Genomic DNA, 14,736 nt, shown 5'->3' with positions numbered 1-14,736 from the left:
TTTACCTCCCGGCCACCGACTGGCTGGCCTTGGCGGGCGCCGCCTGGCAGATGCTGGCCTGGACCTCCAGGCCCTGGGGCATGTCCTCCGGCGCTTCGATTTCCAGGGAAAGGAACTGCTGGTCGGCCCAGTCGCTGTCGTTGCGCAGCTGGAAGACGTAGCGGCCGCCGGTATCGACGGCTTTCGACTGCTCGATCTTCAACTGCTCGCGGCGGCCGTTCATGTACCAGATGGTGTTCTTCAACTCGTGTACCGAAGGGTCGCTGTAGGTCACGTCGGCGACGTAGCTGCCGCTACGGATCGGTAGCGCGGCGCTGTTCAGCAGCACCTCGTTGCGGCCCTGGCGCAGCTTGATCTTGCGGCTGAGTACGGTCTTCCGGCCGGAGCAGCCGTTGTCCACCAGCGGCATGGCCTGGCGGTAGAAGCTCTTCTGCGCCATGTCGTAGTGGGTGGCGAATTCCCAGATGAGGATCTTCGGCGGGTTCTTGTGGAATTCCTCGCTGGTCATGTACGCCAGCAGCGAACTGTCGAAGCCGCCGCCGGACACCGCGTTGTTGAGGATGTCGGCGCCGCTGAACTCCTCCAGGAAGCCGGCGAAGTTGTAGGCCGGGCCGCTGTTGGAGGTGCCGACCAGGGCGATCTGCGGGTTGCCGCCGTCGCCGAACAGGTCGCCGCTGTCGCTGGCGCCCACCGGCTCGGTCTCGAAGCGGTCGACGTACTGGGTGGCGTAGCTGTTGCCGCAGAGTTGCGCGGCGGCCTTGTGGAAGGTGCCGAGCTTGGACAGCAGGCCGACGCGCTTGCTTTCGAACTGCTTCTTCGGGATCGCCTCGAAGCCGGGCACCTGCTTCAGCGTCTCGGCCACGATCTTCGCGCTGCGCCGGGCGCCATGGGGAGTCCAGTGGTGGTCGCCCTTGAAGTAGTAGGCGTGCTCCTCCTTCTCGTCGAACAGCGGCGAGAAGTCCGGGGTCCAGATGCCGGCCTGGCGGAAGCGGGCGATGGTCGCCAGGTAGTTCTTCTTCGCCAGCTCGTAGTCGAAGCCGGCCTTTTCCGCCGGGCTGAGCTTCTCGCGGTTCACCAGGCCGCGGGTCGGCTGGTAGACCACCACCAGCTCGATGCCCTTGCGCTTGAGTTCGTCGCGCAGTGCGCGGAGTTCGCGCCAGCCTTCGGCGCTGGTGCCGAAGTCGGTACGCAGGTCGTAGGTGGTGCGGAACAGCCAGTCGTCCTGGGCCTGCACCAGGTGGGTGAAGAAGCCCAGGTACTTGGTGTTGTAGCGCGAGTCGTCGGCGGCGGCCGGGCACAGGTTGCCGGCCGGCAGCGCCTGGTAGCTCGGCGCCGCGCCGGGGTCGGCGGCCAGGGCTGCCTGGGCCAGGCAGAGGCCGGCGGCCAGGGCGCTCAGGCGGAACAGTCGGGAAGTGCGGGTTTTCATGCGTCTGGGTCCTCAGTCCTGGAGTTCGGCCTGGCTTTCCACGGGGTCGATCAGCACCGCCTTGTCCTGGCGCACCAGCAGGTCGAGGATCTGGTCCTGCTTCTCGCCGAGAACTCCGGGCAGGCTGATGCCGGAGGATTTGGTCGGGGCGAGCATCGCCACCCGGTACAGTTCGAGGCTCAGCGGCGAATCCACCGAGAGCGGGCCGGAGCCGTTGCCGGCGAGCTTGCCGCCGACCACGATCAGCGAGACCTTGGTGTCGAATGGGTCGAGGGCGATGTTGCGGTCGGTGTTGGTGAGGTCCTTGATGTGGCCGTACACGCCGATCAGCTGGTTGCCCGCCGCGAGGTTCTCGTAGAGGCGGATGTTCACGCTGTTGCGCACGCGGATGCCGTGGCGGCGGTTGGCCAGGACCTGGTTGCCCCAGAGCAGGTTGTCGCCGCTCTCGTAGAGGGTGATGCCGTCGGAATGGTTGCGATAGACCTCGTTGTAGGCCACCAGGTTGCCCTCGCTGTTACGGTCGAGGACGATCCCGGAAAGCTTGTTCTCGTAGCTGCGGTTGTTGAAGATGAAGCTGTCGTTGACTTCCCGCGAGACGATGATGCCGTGCTTCTTCCTGGTCCCGTGGACGGTGTTGTCGGCGATGATCAGGCGGTGCGAACGGTCGTGCGGGTCGATGCCGTAGACGATGTTGTCGCGGTAGGTGTTGCCCTTCACCACCAGGTCGTCGGCCTCGTAGCAATAGAAGCCGTACCAGCTGTCGACGATGGTCGAGTCGATCACCCAGCCCTTGGGGCGCGGGCGCTTCATCTGCTTGTCCATGCCCGGGCTGTACTGCGAGATGGAGATGCCGTAGGCCTTGGAGGCGTTATAGCCGAAGCTGGTGAAGGTGCTGTTGCTCAGGTACACCTCGGCGCCGCCCCAGGAGATCAGGAACGGACGGAACTCGTTGGGCGTCTTGAACCAGGCCGGCTCCTTCTTCGATTCGCTCCAGCCGGTGACCTTGCTGTCGCGGACGAACAGCATGCCGTCGTTGACCAGGAACGCGCCGCGCTCCTGGGACAGGCGCAGTTCCTTGACCTGCTTGTCGATGTCGAGGGTCGCGCCCTGGCTGACCACGATCGGCAGGCGGGCGACGAACACCCCCGGCTCGACCTGTTCCAGCGCGCTGGCGGGAAGCTTGCCGGCGAGCTGGGCGAGGTTCACGTAGCCGCCTTCGATGAAGATCGCCTGGGGCATCTGGCGCTGGCGCTTGACCCATTCGGCGAGGCGGTTGCTGCCACCGGTGAACTCCTTCAGCGGCTGCTGCTGGACCATGCGCTGCACGCTGGCGCGGCCACCCGGCTTGCGCACGATCTTGGCTTCCACCGCGGCGGCGGTGTAGCCGGAGAGGTCGGGCAGTTTCGGCGGGTCCAGGTGCAACGGTTCGGCCGGCGCGGTGGTCACCGTGTAGTTGCCGGTTTCCTTCAGGCCCTGGGTCAGGCCCGGCTCGTTGCCGGCCTGCGCCGGGACCGGCTGCGGTTTCTCCACCGGCTGCGCCGCCCACGCCTGGCCGTGCAGCAGCACCGCGCCGAGCACTGCCGCGGCCAGCGGGCGCAGGCGCGGGAGCCGGCGGCGGGGGATCGAAAGGGAAATGTCGGGCATGTCCGGTTTCCTCGCGGGGCTCAGAAGCGCCAGATGAAGTCGACGAAGGCGCGGTGCATGGTCGAGTCGGTGCCCGGCCCGTAGGCGTCGCCCGGCTTGAACAGGCCGCCGCGGAAGCGGATCAGCGCCGAGGGCTCGTCGACGTACTGGCTCATCGAGGCCGGCAGCAGGCCTTGCTTGAAGTACTTGGTCACCACCAGGTCGAGTTCCTGGCCGATGTCCTTCTCGCCCGGTTGCAGGGCGGCGTTGATGCCGCTGGTACCGATGTCGGAGTCGTCGTCGACGCGCCAGAACTTGTGGTAGACCAGGCTCGCGTCGTAGTCCTCGCGCAGTTGCCAGGAGCCGAACAGGGTGGCTGCCTGGAGGTTGCTCAGTTCGCCGCGGAAGGCTTCGCCGAAGCGGTGCACGCGCGAGCGGGTGCCGGTGAAGTTGGAGCGATTGCTCTCCAGCCCGGTCTGCTGGAACTGCTCCTCGCCGTCCTTGCCACCGCCGCTGCCGCGGGCGTAGCCGACGCCGGCCTTCCATTGCTCGTCGATGTTCCAGCGCAGGCCGAGGTCGACGCCGAAGGCATTGACGTCGCCGCTCTGCTTGCCGGTGGCGATGCGCCGGTCGTCGACCGTGGTGGTGGTCAGGTTGTCGCGGTCGCCGGTCAGCCAGGTGGCGCTGGCCCAGTAGTTCAGCGGCATGCTCGAACGATAGTTGTAGGCATCGCCGGTAGCCTCGATGCCGAGCCAGGTGAGCTGGCCGGTATAGGTCTTGTCGAGGTTGTCGACTTCCTCGCCGGGGCGGCGCAGGTGGCCGCTGTCGTCGGCGTGGTGGATGCGCACGCCTATGCGGTGGTGCGGCGCCCACTGGGTGGAAATGTCGCCGAACACATGGGTGCGGTCCTTGTCCTCCGGAGCCAGTTCGTCGAGGTCGGTGCGGTATTCGCTGAAACGCTGGGCGACTCCGGCGTGGGCGTTGAGCAGGGTGGTCTCGAAGCTCCAGTTCAGCGCCTCGATGTTGGTGTCCTGCCACTGGCCGCTGTCTTCCCGCAGGCGCTGGCGGCCGAAGCGCAGGTGCTCGCCGGGGTAGGCGGTGAGGCCGGCGTAGTCGACCCAGAATTCGCGTGCGGCGAGGTAGCTCTTGTCCGGCTCGCGACCGTCGTTGCGGCTGTTGTTGCCGTCGTCGGTGTCCGATTGCAGGGTGTCGGTCTCGATGGTGTCGGTGGCGGCCACCGCCTGGCCCATGAAGTAGGCGCTCCAGTCGCCCCACTGGCCGAAGGCCCAGGGCCGCAGGTCGATACCGATGTCGTTGAGGGTGCCGCCGGGAGCGGTGCCGAGGTCGCGATCGTTTTCCGATTCGCCGGTGATCTTCACGTCCAGGCCGAAGTTCTTCGGTGCCTCGCCGCTGCCGGCGGCGAACGCCGGCGCGCCGAGCAGCAGGGCGATGGCCAGGGACAGGGCGCGCGGCGCGAAGGACGGCCGCGGGTTGACGGAACGGGAGCTGTTCATAGGCTTTCTGGCTCTTCTTCGTTGATCGGCGAGTCCTGGCTCTGCAGCAGGCTGACGGTGGCCTGCCAGTTGTTGCCGCGGCTCTGTTGTTCGCGCTTAAGCAATTGCTGCGCCTGGCTGCGTTCGGCCGGCGGCAGTTGCGCTTCGATCTGCCCGAGCAGGTCGCTGGCCTGCGGTACCTGCTGCTGCACGGCGAGCTGGCCGAAGACGTAGGCGTTGACCCGGTTCGGCTGGATGCCGCGGCCCTGCGACCAGAGCTGGGCCAGGGCCATGTCGGCGCTGGCCTGGCCGGCGCGGGCGGCGAGGATCAGGTGGTCGACGGCCTTCTGCGGATAGACCTTGCCGAGGAAGCCGCGGCGGTAGATCTGCCCCAGGTAGTAGTTGGCCTGGGGTTCGCTGGCGGCGGCCTTGAGCAGGTGCCGCTCGGCCTTGCGCGGGTCCTGCGGCGCCCACTTGCCGTCGTAGTAGAGGCGCCCGAGGAGCAGTTCGGCGCGTGGCTGGGCGGCGTCCTGGGCGTTCTTCAGGTAGCCGAGCATCTTTTCCAGGTCGCCCTGGTCGGGATAGTCGTAGAGCAGCTTGGCCAGGCTGACCCAGGCCGCGGGGTAGCTCGGCGCGATCTCTTCCAGCAGCGCCTGGGCGGTCTGCGGGTCGGGCTGGCCGAGTTCGCCGTCGGCGAGCACCCCGGCCACCGAGTCGACCCGCTCGCCGGGCACCCGGCCGGCCTTGTAGGCGGCGCGCAGCTGTTCGAGCAGGACCTTCTGCTTTTCCGCGTTGCCCTGCATCTGGTAGACCGTGGCCAGTTCGTACCAGCACACGTCCATGCGCCGCAGCCAGCGCTGGCAGACCTGCTCGATCTCGCCCAGGTGCTGGGCGTAGGTGCCCTGGGTGCGGTAGAGGATGATCTGCGCCAGGTCGGCCTGCGGCAGTCCGCGCGCGCGCCACTGGTCGATGCGCTGCTGCGGGTCGATTTCCGGCCAGGACTGCGGGTACTGCAGGTAGAGCACGATGAGCGGCACCAGGGCACTGTCCTCGCCCTGTTCGAAGGCCTGGCTGAGCAGGCGCTCGGCCTCGCGGTGCTCGGCGTCGCTGGCGCCGGGCTTGGCCGCCAGCCACTTGCCAAGGCGCGCGCGGGCCCGCGGCGAGGTCTGCGCGGCCTCGCGGTAGAGCTTTTCGGCCTTGGCCTGCTGGGCGCTGTCGCCGCTGGCGACCTGCATGTCGGCGAGGCCGACCTGGGCGTCGGCGTAACCCATCGCGGCCAGGGCCTGGTAGTTGCTCTGGGCGGTGGCGAGGTCGCCGCGCTCCAGGGCCTCCTGGGCCAGGCGCTGGTCGGGCAGTCCGGCGCAGCCGGCGGCCAGGGCGATGGCCGAGGCCAGCAGCAGGTGCCGGGACGCCAGGGGCAGGGGAGGGAGGATGGGCATCTTCATGGTCGGGTACCGGTCAGCGAGCGGTGGCCAGGGTCACGGCCTTGTTCAGCAGGGTGCGGCCGGGCAGGCCGCCGATGCTGACCTCGGCCGGGCGGCCGGCGTACTGGGCGTCGAGCGGCTGGTCGGGCTGGATCTGCACGCGGATTTCCGAGGACAGGTCGCCGTCCACCGGCGCGGTGTTGACGATGCGGCCGCTGCGGTTGACGCCGTCGCCGGCGACCTGGAAGTTCACCCGGGTGCCCGGCGCCAGCTCGGCGGCGTTGCGGTAGGGGAAGCGCGCCTCGATGCTGGCCACGCTGTCGCGCGGCGCGAGGGTGAAGATCACCTGGCCCTTGTTGGCGTATTGCCCGTCGGCTACCAGTTGCTGGACCACGCGGCAGTCGCAGGGGCTGGTCAGGGTCCCTTTCATCTGGTGGCCGAAGAGCTTCTCGATGTTGCCCGGGTTGAGCTGCTCCTCGGTCAGGTTGCCCTTGAGCATGTCCAGCAGGTTGGCCGAGAAGGTAGCGATCGGCGCGCCTTTGGCGACTTCCGCGTTGGGCCCGAGAAGGCTCTGCACGGTGCCCTCGCGGGGCATGGTGATCTGCTGGTTGGGGACGCTGACCACGCCGGAATCGGCATGGGTGACGAAGTACAGGTTGTACATCTGGTTGAGGATGAAGGCGAAGGCGCCGACCCCGACGACGAAGATCGCGGTGCTCAGGGTCACCGCCCGGACCCGGCCGAAGAAGCCCATCCCGCCGTTGCCGCCGCCCTGCTTGCGGGCCTTGGTGAAGTTCTCGCGCTGGAGGGTGTTGAGCATGTCGCCGACGCCGATCACCTCGCCGGCCAGGTAGGAGGTGATCAGGTAGCGCAGGGCCGCCACCTCGCGCGGCTTGAGGTTCTGGAACTCGCAGCCGACGCGGCGGCTGGCGGGGTCCACCGAGCGCACCTGGAACTCCACTTCGAGGGAAAAGCTGATGCTGTCGACCTGGAACAGCAGCTTGCCCTTGTACAGGTCGCCGGGCTGGATCGGCGCGCCGCTCGCGGTGAAGGCGAAGCCGCCGGCGGAGAGATCCAGCAGGCGTGCGTCGACGCCTTCGCGGTTGGCGCCGATGTAGCGGATGCGCGCCGGCAGCTTGACCCGGGCGAACTGGCGCTGGGCTTCGGATTCGTGCACGACGTTGACGTTGACGGCTGTATTCATGGTGTCGGGTCCTGTTCGGTCCAATCTGGGTCGATTTGCGCGCGGGCCGCGGCCCTGGCGTTGTCCGTAGTCGATTCGGTGGTCATACGATGGTCAGCAGCACGGCGACGAAGATGCTGGCGGCAGAGAAGGTCATGGCCCGCGACGACCAGGCGTTGAACCAGCGCTGGAAGCTGGCCAGGCCGCGCTCCAGCTTGGTCGGCTGGCGGGTCCAGGACTGCCGGTCGAGGCGGAAGAACACGTAGATCTTCACCAGCGCGCCGACGATCTGGTTGTAATAGAGGATCAGCGGATAGGCCGGGCCGATGCGGTGCCCGGAGAGCGAGAGGAGCAGGGTCAGCACCAGGCGGGTGAGGCCGATCCAGAGCAGGTACACCAGCAGGAAGGCGATGCTGTACTTGAGGCTGGCGAGGATCGCCACCACCAGGCCGAGCAGGCTGGTCCACATCGAGACGCGCTGGTCGAACAGCACCAGCATGGTGAACCAGCCCAGGCGCCGCGCGCCGAGCTTGAGCGCGCGCGAGTTCTGCCGCAGGTTGTTGCCGTACCAGCGGTACATCAGCTTGCGACTGGCCTTGATGAAGCTCTTCTCCGGCGGGTGCTCGACCGTGTTGATCGCCGCGTCGGGCACGTAGAAGGTGTCGTAGCCCAGGCGCATCAGGCTGAACCAGCTGGACTTGTCGTCGCCGGTGAGGAACTTGAAGCGACCCAGGCGCCAGTGCTCCAGGTGGTCGTTCTCGACGTCGGTGATGAACTCGGGGTTGGTCACCACCCGGGCGCGGAACACCGACATCCGTCCGGTCATGGTCAGCACGCGCTTGGACAGGGCCATCGAGCACATGTTGATGTGGCGCTGGGCGAAGCGCAGCTTGTGCCACTCGCTCATCACGTAGCCGCCCTGCACTTCGCAGAATTCATTGGTGGTGAGGCCGCCGACGTTGGGGAAGAGCTTGAACCAGGGCACGGTCTTCTTCACCACGCCGTGGTCGAGCACGGTGTCGCCGTCGATCACCGCGACCACCGCGTCGTCGTCCGGCAGGTGCCGGGAAATCGCGCGGAAGCCATAGGCCAGGCCGTCGCGCTTGCCGGTGCCGGGAATCCGCACGAAGTCGAGGCTGACCCGGTCCGGCGGGTTCATCTTCTCCCACAGAGAACGGACCAGGACCTCGTCGGACATCTCGACGATGGAGCAGACCACGGTGGTCGGGTAGCCGCTGTCGATGGCTTCGCGGATCACCGAGCGATAGACCATGGCAGTGGTCAGGGCGTCGATGCGGAAACTGGTGACCATCAGGAACACGTGCGACGGGTCGGCCGCGCTGCCCAACTGGCGCACGCGCCGGCGGTAGTACGGGTAGACCACGTGGAGGAACAGCATGCCGCGCAGGAAGTGCACGCCGCCCATGGAGTAGCGCCAGATGCCGACGGCGCCGATAAGCAGGATGAAATCCTTGGAGTCGGCGTCGAACACGGTCTTCGGCACTGCCAGCGCGAGCACCATCAGCAGGCTGAGGAACACCAGCCAGCCGGTGGCTTCGGCGAGGCCACGTTTGTAAGTTTCCATCATCAGTTCCATCGGGCTGGGGACCTTGGCCTCGACGCCGGCGTGCGCTTGTTGTTGTTATGGCGCACGCCGCGGAGACGGCCTTCGGTCCGAGGGCGATAAAGAGGTTCTTTACCGGCTCACGGGGCCAGGGGGCGGCCCGCTACCAGCAGATGCCCTCGGCCTGGGCAGTGGTGGTGTGCGGCATGAAGCCCACCAGGTCGACCAGCTTCTTGCCGCTCGGGGTCTTGTTCACCAGGTCGACGAATAGCTCGTCGCCATTGCCCAGCACCAGCACATCGGAACTCGCCACCACTTCGTCGAGGTCGGAGACCAGCAGTGAGGAGACGTGCGGGATCTTCGACTCGATGTATTCCTTGTTGGCCCCGTGGACACGCGCGTATTCGACGTTGCGGTCGAAGATGCGCAACTCGTAGCCCTTGCCGATGAGCATCTCGGCCAGCTCCACCAGCGGGCTTTCGCGCAAATCGTCGGTGCCGGCCTTGAACGACAGGCCGAGCAGGCCGACCTTGCGGGTGTCGTGGCTGGTGATGAGATCGAAGGCCTTCTGCACCTGGTTGGAGTTGCTGCGCATCAACGAACCGAGCATCGGGTGCTCGACGTCCAGCTGGCTGGCGCGATAGGTGAGGGCGCGTACATCCTTGGGCAGGCAGGAGCCGCCGAAGGCGAAGCCGGGACGCATGTAGTAGCGCGACAGGTTGAGCTTGTGGTCCTGGCAGATCACGTCCATCACCTCGCGGCCGTCGACGCCGACCGCCTTGGCGATGTTGCCGATCTCGTTGGCGAAGGTGACCTTGGCGGCGTGCCAGACGTTGCAGGTGTACTTGATCATCTCGGCGACCTCGACGGTCTTGCGGATGATCGGCGCGTCCAGCTCGCGGTAGATTTCCTCGAGAAGGTCGCCGGTCTGCTTGTCCAGTTCGCCGATCACGGTCATCGGCGGGAAGTCGTAGTCCTTGATGGCGGTGCTCTCGCGGAGGAATTCGGGGTTGGTGCCGACGCCGAAGTCGACCCCGGCCTTCTTGCCCGAGCAGTCCTCGATCAGCGGGATCACCACGTTGTTGACGGTGCCCGGCAGTACGGTGCTGCGCACCACCACGGTGTGGCGTTCGGACTTCTCGCGGATGGCGAAGCCGATCTCGCGGCAGACGGTCTCGATGTAGCCCAGGTCCAGGTCGCCGTTCTTCTTGCTCGGCGTGCCGACGCAGATGAACGATACGTCGGAGTCCAGCACGGCCTTCTTGAAGTCGGTGGTGCCCGAAAGCCGTCCGGTCTGCCGGCCTTGCTGCAACAACGCTTCCAGGCCCGGTTCGACGATGGGCGACTTGCCCTGGTTGATCAGGTCGATCTTGGTGCTGGAGACATCCACACCAATGACTTCATGACCGCGTGCCGACAGGCAGCCAGCACATACTGCACCGACATAGCCCAAACCAAAGATGCTGATTCGCATCGCATTCACCTCGATTGTTTGTCGCGCCGTTAATGAGGTGGCCGTATGGCCACTTCCCTATCTGGCGAGCCGTTACTACGAGCCCCGATCCAGAGCCCTTGATCCGCCTTCAGGCAGTTTCGAATAGAGTGCTTAGTTGTTCGGCACTCTAATAGGGCAAGTTATAAGTTCATGCCCTTTAATGTTTCAGGTGGGTTTCAATAACGGTGCATAACCCGACCTTGGATGCTTCGTTTTAGTTCGGTCCATAGAATTCAAGTTTCTAAATGCCTTTAATTTCAATAGGTTGAGTTTGTCCCTCGGAGCGGAATCCGATTATTCGAGACGGTTTCAAGTTGCTCTGCCCATAACTATCGATAGGCATCGCGGTGATAGGATGTTTTCTCTGCGAGGGAAGTTCCGGCCGTTTGTCCCGCTCGCGAAATATTTGGAAATATCCGTTTGATATCACTTGATACCAACTTGATGGCCTTTCCGTTAAATGCCTGCCAATGGCCACTAGTTGCAGAATGCATGGCGGCTGAAAGTTCCGCGTCACCGGAATGAAACAGAAGCCGCTTTTACCGCCTTAAGCAAACCTTAAGGATTCCTTAATCTTCGACCCATGCACTTTGCAATCGTAATTTGCATGTAATGGCGGGAGGCTGGTAATGGCCAATGGATTACGCCGGAGATGGCATTTCCGCCTTGAATTGGGGAAAAGTCTGTGGGCTGGGCGTAAAAAAATGTGATGCAGTTCCGCATGACTTGCAGACGAACGGTTGAGTAGGCCTATTCGCCACAAGGGCTTTTCCGGGGAGAAAGGCGACGCAGCAGGGGTTTCGGAGGGACGAACGGTAGCGCCAGGAGGCGCCGGCGTGCCGAAAGAGGAGCGGCCCGCCAGGACGGCGGGCCGGGGAGATCAGTCTTGCGGGGCGTCCCTGAGGAATACCAGCTGATCCGGGCCGGATTGCTCGGCGCTGAAGTAATAGCCGTGGGCCTTGAAGTCCTTCAGCCCGGCCGGGTCGCGCAGGCGCTCGCGGATCACGTAGCGAGCCATCATGCCGCGAGCCTTCTTGGCGTAGAAGCTGATGATCTTGTACTGGCCGTTCTTCAGGTCCTTGAACTCGGTGTCGATGACCCGCGCTTGCAGTGCCTTGCGCTTCACCGCGCCGAAGTACTCGTTGGAGGCCAGGTTGAGCAGCACGTCGTCGCCCTGGGCGGCCAGCGCTTCGTTCAGCCACTGGCTGATACGCTCGCCCCAGAAGGCGTAGAGATCCTTGCCACGGGTGTTGGCCAGGCGGGTGCCCATTTCCAGTCGATAGGGCTGCATGAGGTCGAGCGGGCGCAGCACGCCGTAGAGACCGGAGAGCATGCGCAGGTGATCCTGGGCGAAGGCGAAATCGTCCTCGCCGAAGTCTTCCGCGTTGAGGCCGGTGTAGACATCGCCCTTGAAGGCGAGCAACGCCTGCTTGGCGTTCTCCGGGGTGAACTCCGGATGCCAGCTGGCGTAGCGAGCGGCATTCAGGCCGGCGAGCTTGTCGGAAAGCTTCATCAGTTCGCTGATCTGCAGTGGCGTGAGCTGGCGCAGTTGCTGGATCAGTTCCTGGGCGTGGTCCAGGTATTGCGGCTGGGTGAAGCGGTGGGTGACCGGCGGGGTCTCGTAGTCCAGGGTCTTGGCGGGGGAAATCACCATCAGCATCGTTCAGGCTCCTCGAATCGTCGGGCGATTGTAGGGGCTGGAGACGTCCGGCTCCACCTATGCGGTCGATAGGGAAAGGCGCCGCCGACCGAACGGCGCCGAGGTATCAGGCCTGGACGGGAGCGAGGTGCGCGGCGACGCTGCCCCGGGCGGCGAACACCACCAGGTGGTCGGCGGCGACGCGGATACCGACGTCATCGCCCGGCTGGTGGTCGGCATGGCTGGGGAAGATCGATTCCAGCTGGGTACCGGTGGGCAATTGCAGGCGGTACAGGGTGGCGGCGCCGAGGAAGGTCTTGCCGACGATCCGCGCCTTCAGCTCGCCCTGCGGCGCGTGCACCAGGTCGTCCGGGCGCAGCAGGACGTCTACCGCGCTGCCGGAAGGCAGGCTGTAGGCGCGATTGCCGCGGATCACGCCGAGTTCGGTCTGCACCGTATCGGGGCTGAGCAACTGGCCGCGAATGAAGTAGCCCTGGCCGACGAAGCTGGCGACGAAGGGCGTCAGCGGCTCGTGGTAGAGGTTGTAGGGGGTGTCCCACTGTTCCAGGTGACCTTCCTTGAACACGCCGATGTGGTCGCAGACGGCGAAGGCTTCTTCCTGGTCGTGGGTCACCAGGATCGCGCTGGTGCCGCGTGCCTTGAGGATCTCGCGAACCTCCTGGCTGAGGCTGCGGCGCAGTTCCACGTCGAGGTTGGAGAAGGGTTCGTCGAGCAGCAGCAACAGCGGTTCGGGCGCCAGCGCGCGGGCCAGGGCCACCCGTTGTTGCTGGCCGCCGGAGAGTTCGTGGGGGTGGCGCGCGGCGAGGTGGTCGAGCTTGACCAGCTCCAGAAGCTCGCGCACCAGGCGTTCGCGTTGTGGATGCTTGCGGATGCCGAAGCCGACATTGTCGGCCACGCTGAGATGGGGGAACAGCGCGTAGTCCTGGAACACCATGCCGATCCGGCGTTTCTCCGGCGCCAGGGTGAAGCCGGGACGCGAGATGACTTCGCCGCCCAGCTCGATCTGCCCGGCCAGCACCGGTTCGAAGCCGGCGATGGCGCGCAGGGTGGTGGTCTTGCCGCATCCCGAAGGACCCAGCAGGCAGCCGATGTCTCCGGCATTGAGGTGCAGGTCGAGGTCCTGCACGACTTTCTGCGAGGCGTAGCCGCAGGCGAGATCTTTCAGGTTCAGCAGCAGGTCGTGGCTCATGGGCTCAGGCGTAATGGGCGTGTTCGATCAGCAATTCGAGGAGGGCCTTCTGCGCGTGCAGACGGTTCTCTGCCTGGTCCCAGGCTACCGAGCGCGGGTCGTCCAGCAACTCTTCGCTGATTTCCTCGCCGCGGTGGGCCGGCAGGCAGTGCATGAATAGTACATCGTCGGCGGCCCCATCGAGCAACGCGGCGTTCACCTGGTAGGGACGGAACAGGGCGATGCGCGCGGCGGCTTCGTCTTCCTGGCCCATCGAGGCCCACACGTCGGTGCTCACCAGGTGCGCGCCGGCCACCGCCTCGCGCGGGTCGCGGACGACGCGCAGGCGGTCGCCGGCAAGGGCGACGAACTCGGCCTTCGGCTCGTAGCCCTCGGGGCAGGCCACGCGCAGCTGGAAGTCGAACTTCAGCGCCGCTTCTATATAGCTGTTGCACATGTTGTTGCCGTCGCCGATCCAGGCCACGGTCTTGCCCTGGATGCTGCCGCGGTGCTCGTGGAAGGTCTGCATGTCGGCGAGCAACTGGCAGGGGTGCAGGTCGTCGGACAGGCCGTTGATCACCGGCACCTTCGAGTGCGCGGCGAATTCCGTCAGGGTGGCGTGGGCGAAGGTGCGGATCATCACGCCGTCGAGCATCCGCGACATGACCCGGGCGCTGTCGCCGATCGGCTCGCCGCGGCCGAGCTGGGTGTCGCGCGGGGAGAGGAAGATCGCCTGGCCGCCGAGCTGGATCATCCCGGCTTCGAAGGACAGGCGGGTACGGGTCGAAGCCTTCTCGAAGACCATGCCCAGGACCCGGCTCTTCAGCGGCTCGTAGAGCACGCCTCGGTTGCGCAGGTCCTTCAGCTCGCTGCCGCGGCGGATCAGACCGATCAGCTCTTCGGGGCTGTAATCCATAAACGAGAGAAAGTGCCGTACGCTCATCGCTGACTACCTTTTATTTTTACTGCTGGCCGAGGCACTGGCCGGCTTTCGCGAGAGAAAACGGGACTGGACCTGCGGCGGGACCGCAACGTGCGGGAAAATAGGGGAAGGCGCGATCTTATAAGGAAATGTCGCGGAAACACAAGGAGGGGCTTGGAAGGCGCGGGTTACGGGGTTTTTCCCGGGTCTTCGCGGTTGTCCCGCCGCCAAAGTCCCGCCTCGTCGATCTATCGGTTGGGCGGGGCGACGCTTTATGCTGTGCGCGCCCGAATACCTTCATGGAGGAGGCGGGTTTCGGACCAGGGAGGTCGAACATGCACACGGGAGAAACACTCGCCGCCGCGCCGCCGGCACGGCCATTGCGCCAATCGCGGCTGGGCGGCCTGTCGCTGTTCCTCGCCCTGGCCGGGGTCGCCATCGCGCTGGCGGTGATGGCGCTGGCGCTCGGCGAGCGGATCGACCTCAGCGACGAGAACCATCTGCTCGGCCTGTTCGCCGCCTTGCTGGCGGTCTTCGCGGTATCGACCTGCGGCCTGGTGCTGGGCCTGGCCGGCCTGCTCAGGCGCAGCCGCAAGCGTCACCTGGCCCTGGCCGGCATCGTCCTCAACCTGTCGTGCCTGCTCTGGGGCTGGCATGCGCTGAGCACGGCGGCGGCCGCGATCCTGATGGTCCTGGGGCAAACCGGGTTGTCGTTCCTCAGCGCCCTGGCGGTGCTGTTCGGCATGATCTTCTTCCGCCAGGCCTGACCCGTTCCGCG

At 65.7% G+C, this 14,736-nt stretch carries 11 protein-coding genes; 1 reads left to right on the top strand and 10 read right to left on the bottom strand.

The window, feature by feature from the left end; genetic code table 11:
- Position 1: 1 nt before the first annotated feature.
- From algX to argF, 10 genes are all read right to left on the bottom strand, one after another.
- Positions 2–1,426 (bottom strand): alginate biosynthesis protein AlgX, encoded by a 1,425-nt coding sequence (gene algX, locus JHD77_RS12925; protein ID WP_031756598.1) that lies wholly within the window; start codon positions 1,424–1,426, stop codon positions 2–4.
- A gap of 12 nt (positions 1,427–1,438) precedes the next feature.
- The gene (gene algG, locus JHD77_RS12920) at positions 1,439–3,070 is read right to left on the bottom strand and encodes a mannuronan 5-epimerase AlgG (RefSeq protein ID WP_003110465.1); all 1,632 of its coding nucleotides are present in this window, start codon (positions 3,068–3,070) and stop codon (positions 1,439–1,441) included.
- A 20-nt stretch (positions 3,071–3,090) separates the two neighbouring features.
- Positions 3,091–4,563, bottom strand: coding sequence for an outer membrane porin AlgE (gene algE, locus JHD77_RS12915; RefSeq protein ID WP_003110464.1), 1,473 nt, complete (start codon positions 4,561–4,563; stop codon positions 3,091–3,093).
- The gene (gene algK / locus JHD77_RS12910; protein ID WP_003112887.1) at positions 4,560–5,987 is read right to left on the bottom strand and encodes an alginate biosynthesis TPR repeat lipoprotein AlgK; all 1,428 of its coding nucleotides are present in this window, start codon (positions 5,985–5,987) and stop codon (positions 4,560–4,562) included. Before algK ends, algE begins: the two co-directional genes overlap by 4 nt.
- Before the next feature lie 13 nt (positions 5,988–6,000).
- Complete coding sequence (gene alg44, locus JHD77_RS12905; RefSeq protein ID WP_003092101.1) at positions 6,001–7,170, bottom strand: alginate biosynthesis protein Alg44; 1,170 nt, start codon at positions 7,168–7,170, stop codon at positions 6,001–6,003.
- A gap of 82 nt (positions 7,171–7,252) precedes the next feature.
- A complete protein-coding gene (gene alg8 / locus JHD77_RS12900; RefSeq protein WP_003119545.1) occupies positions 7,253–8,737 on the bottom strand; it encodes a mannuronan synthase in 1,485 nt (494 codons plus the stop codon).
- 139 nt (positions 8,738–8,876) lie between these two features.
- Positions 8,877–10,187: a GDP-mannose 6-dehydrogenase gene (algD, locus tag JHD77_RS12895; RefSeq protein ID WP_003110461.1), complete on the bottom strand. Its 1,311-nt coding sequence runs from the start codon at positions 10,185–10,187 to the stop codon at positions 8,877–8,879.
- Positions 10,188–11,088: 901 nt separating this feature from the next.
- Positions 11,089–11,868 carry a peroxide stress protein YaaA gene (yaaA, locus tag JHD77_RS12890; protein WP_019681040.1) on the bottom strand — a complete coding sequence of 260 codons (780 nt, stop codon included), beginning with the start codon at positions 11,866–11,868 and terminating at the stop codon, positions 11,089–11,091.
- Between the two features lie 106 nt (positions 11,869–11,974).
- Positions 11,975–13,057 (bottom strand): ABC transporter ATP-binding protein, encoded by a 1,083-nt coding sequence (locus JHD77_RS12885; protein ID WP_003092092.1) that lies wholly within the window; start codon positions 13,055–13,057, stop codon positions 11,975–11,977.
- Positions 13,058–13,061: 4 nt separating this feature from the next.
- Positions 13,062–13,979 (bottom strand): ornithine carbamoyltransferase, encoded by a 918-nt coding sequence (argF, locus tag JHD77_RS12880; protein ID WP_003092090.1) that lies wholly within the window; start codon positions 13,977–13,979, stop codon positions 13,062–13,064.
- Positions 13,980–14,293: 314 nt separating this feature from the next.
- Here argF and JHD77_RS12875 point away from each other — a divergent pair, with 314 nt between their 5' ends.
- On the top strand, positions 14,294–14,725 hold the full coding sequence (locus JHD77_RS12875) for a hypothetical protein (RefSeq protein ID WP_003104261.1): 432 nt from the start codon (positions 14,294–14,296) through the stop codon (positions 14,723–14,725).
- The last annotated feature ends 11 nt before the right edge of the window (positions 14,726–14,736 follow it).

It is taken from the genome of Pseudomonas sp. P20 (assembly GCF_016463925.1).
Lineage (GTDB): Bacteria > Pseudomonadota > Gammaproteobacteria > Pseudomonadales > Pseudomonadaceae > Pseudomonas > Pseudomonas aeruginosa.
This window is presented reverse-complemented; position numbering and strand designations above follow the sequence as displayed.

Bases quoted from the DNA above. Each gene is read 5' to 3' on its own strand.
- JHD77_RS12875 (WP_003104261.1), top strand. From the start codon at position 14,294: ATGCACACGGGAGAAACACTCGCCGCCGCGCCGCCGGCACGGCCATTG.
- algD (WP_003110461.1), bottom strand. From the start codon at position 10,187: ATGCGAATCAGCATCTTTGGTTTGGGCTATGTCGGTGCAGTATGTGCT.
- JHD77_RS12885 (WP_003092092.1), bottom strand. From the start codon at position 13,057: ATGAGCCACGACCTGCTGCTGAACCTGAAAGATCTCGCCTGCGGCTAC.
- algX (WP_031756598.1), bottom strand. From the start codon at position 1,426: ATGAAAACCCGCACTTCCCGACTGTTCCGCCTGAGCGCCCTGGCCGCC.
- algK (WP_003112887.1), bottom strand. From the start codon at position 5,987: ATGAAGATGCCCATCCTCCCTCCCCTGCCCCTGGCGTCCCGGCACCTG.
- alg8 (WP_003119545.1), bottom strand. From the start codon at position 8,737: ATGATGGAAACTTACAAACGTGGCCTCGCCGAAGCCACCGGCTGGCTG.
- algG (WP_003110465.1), bottom strand. From the start codon at position 3,070: ATGCCCGACATTTCCCTTTCGATCCCCCGCCGCCGGCTCCCGCGCCTG.
- yaaA (WP_019681040.1), bottom strand. From the start codon at position 11,868: ATGCTGATGGTGATTTCCCCCGCCAAGACCCTGGACTACGAGACCCCG.
- alg44 (WP_003092101.1), bottom strand. From the start codon at position 7,170: ATGAATACAGCCGTCAACGTCAACGTCGTGCACGAATCCGAAGCCCAG.
- argF (WP_003092090.1), bottom strand. From the start codon at position 13,979: ATGAGCGTACGGCACTTTCTCTCGTTTATGGATTACAGCCCCGAAGAG.
- algE (WP_003110464.1), bottom strand. From the start codon at position 4,563: ATGAACAGCTCCCGTTCCGTCAACCCGCGGCCGTCCTTCGCGCCGCGC.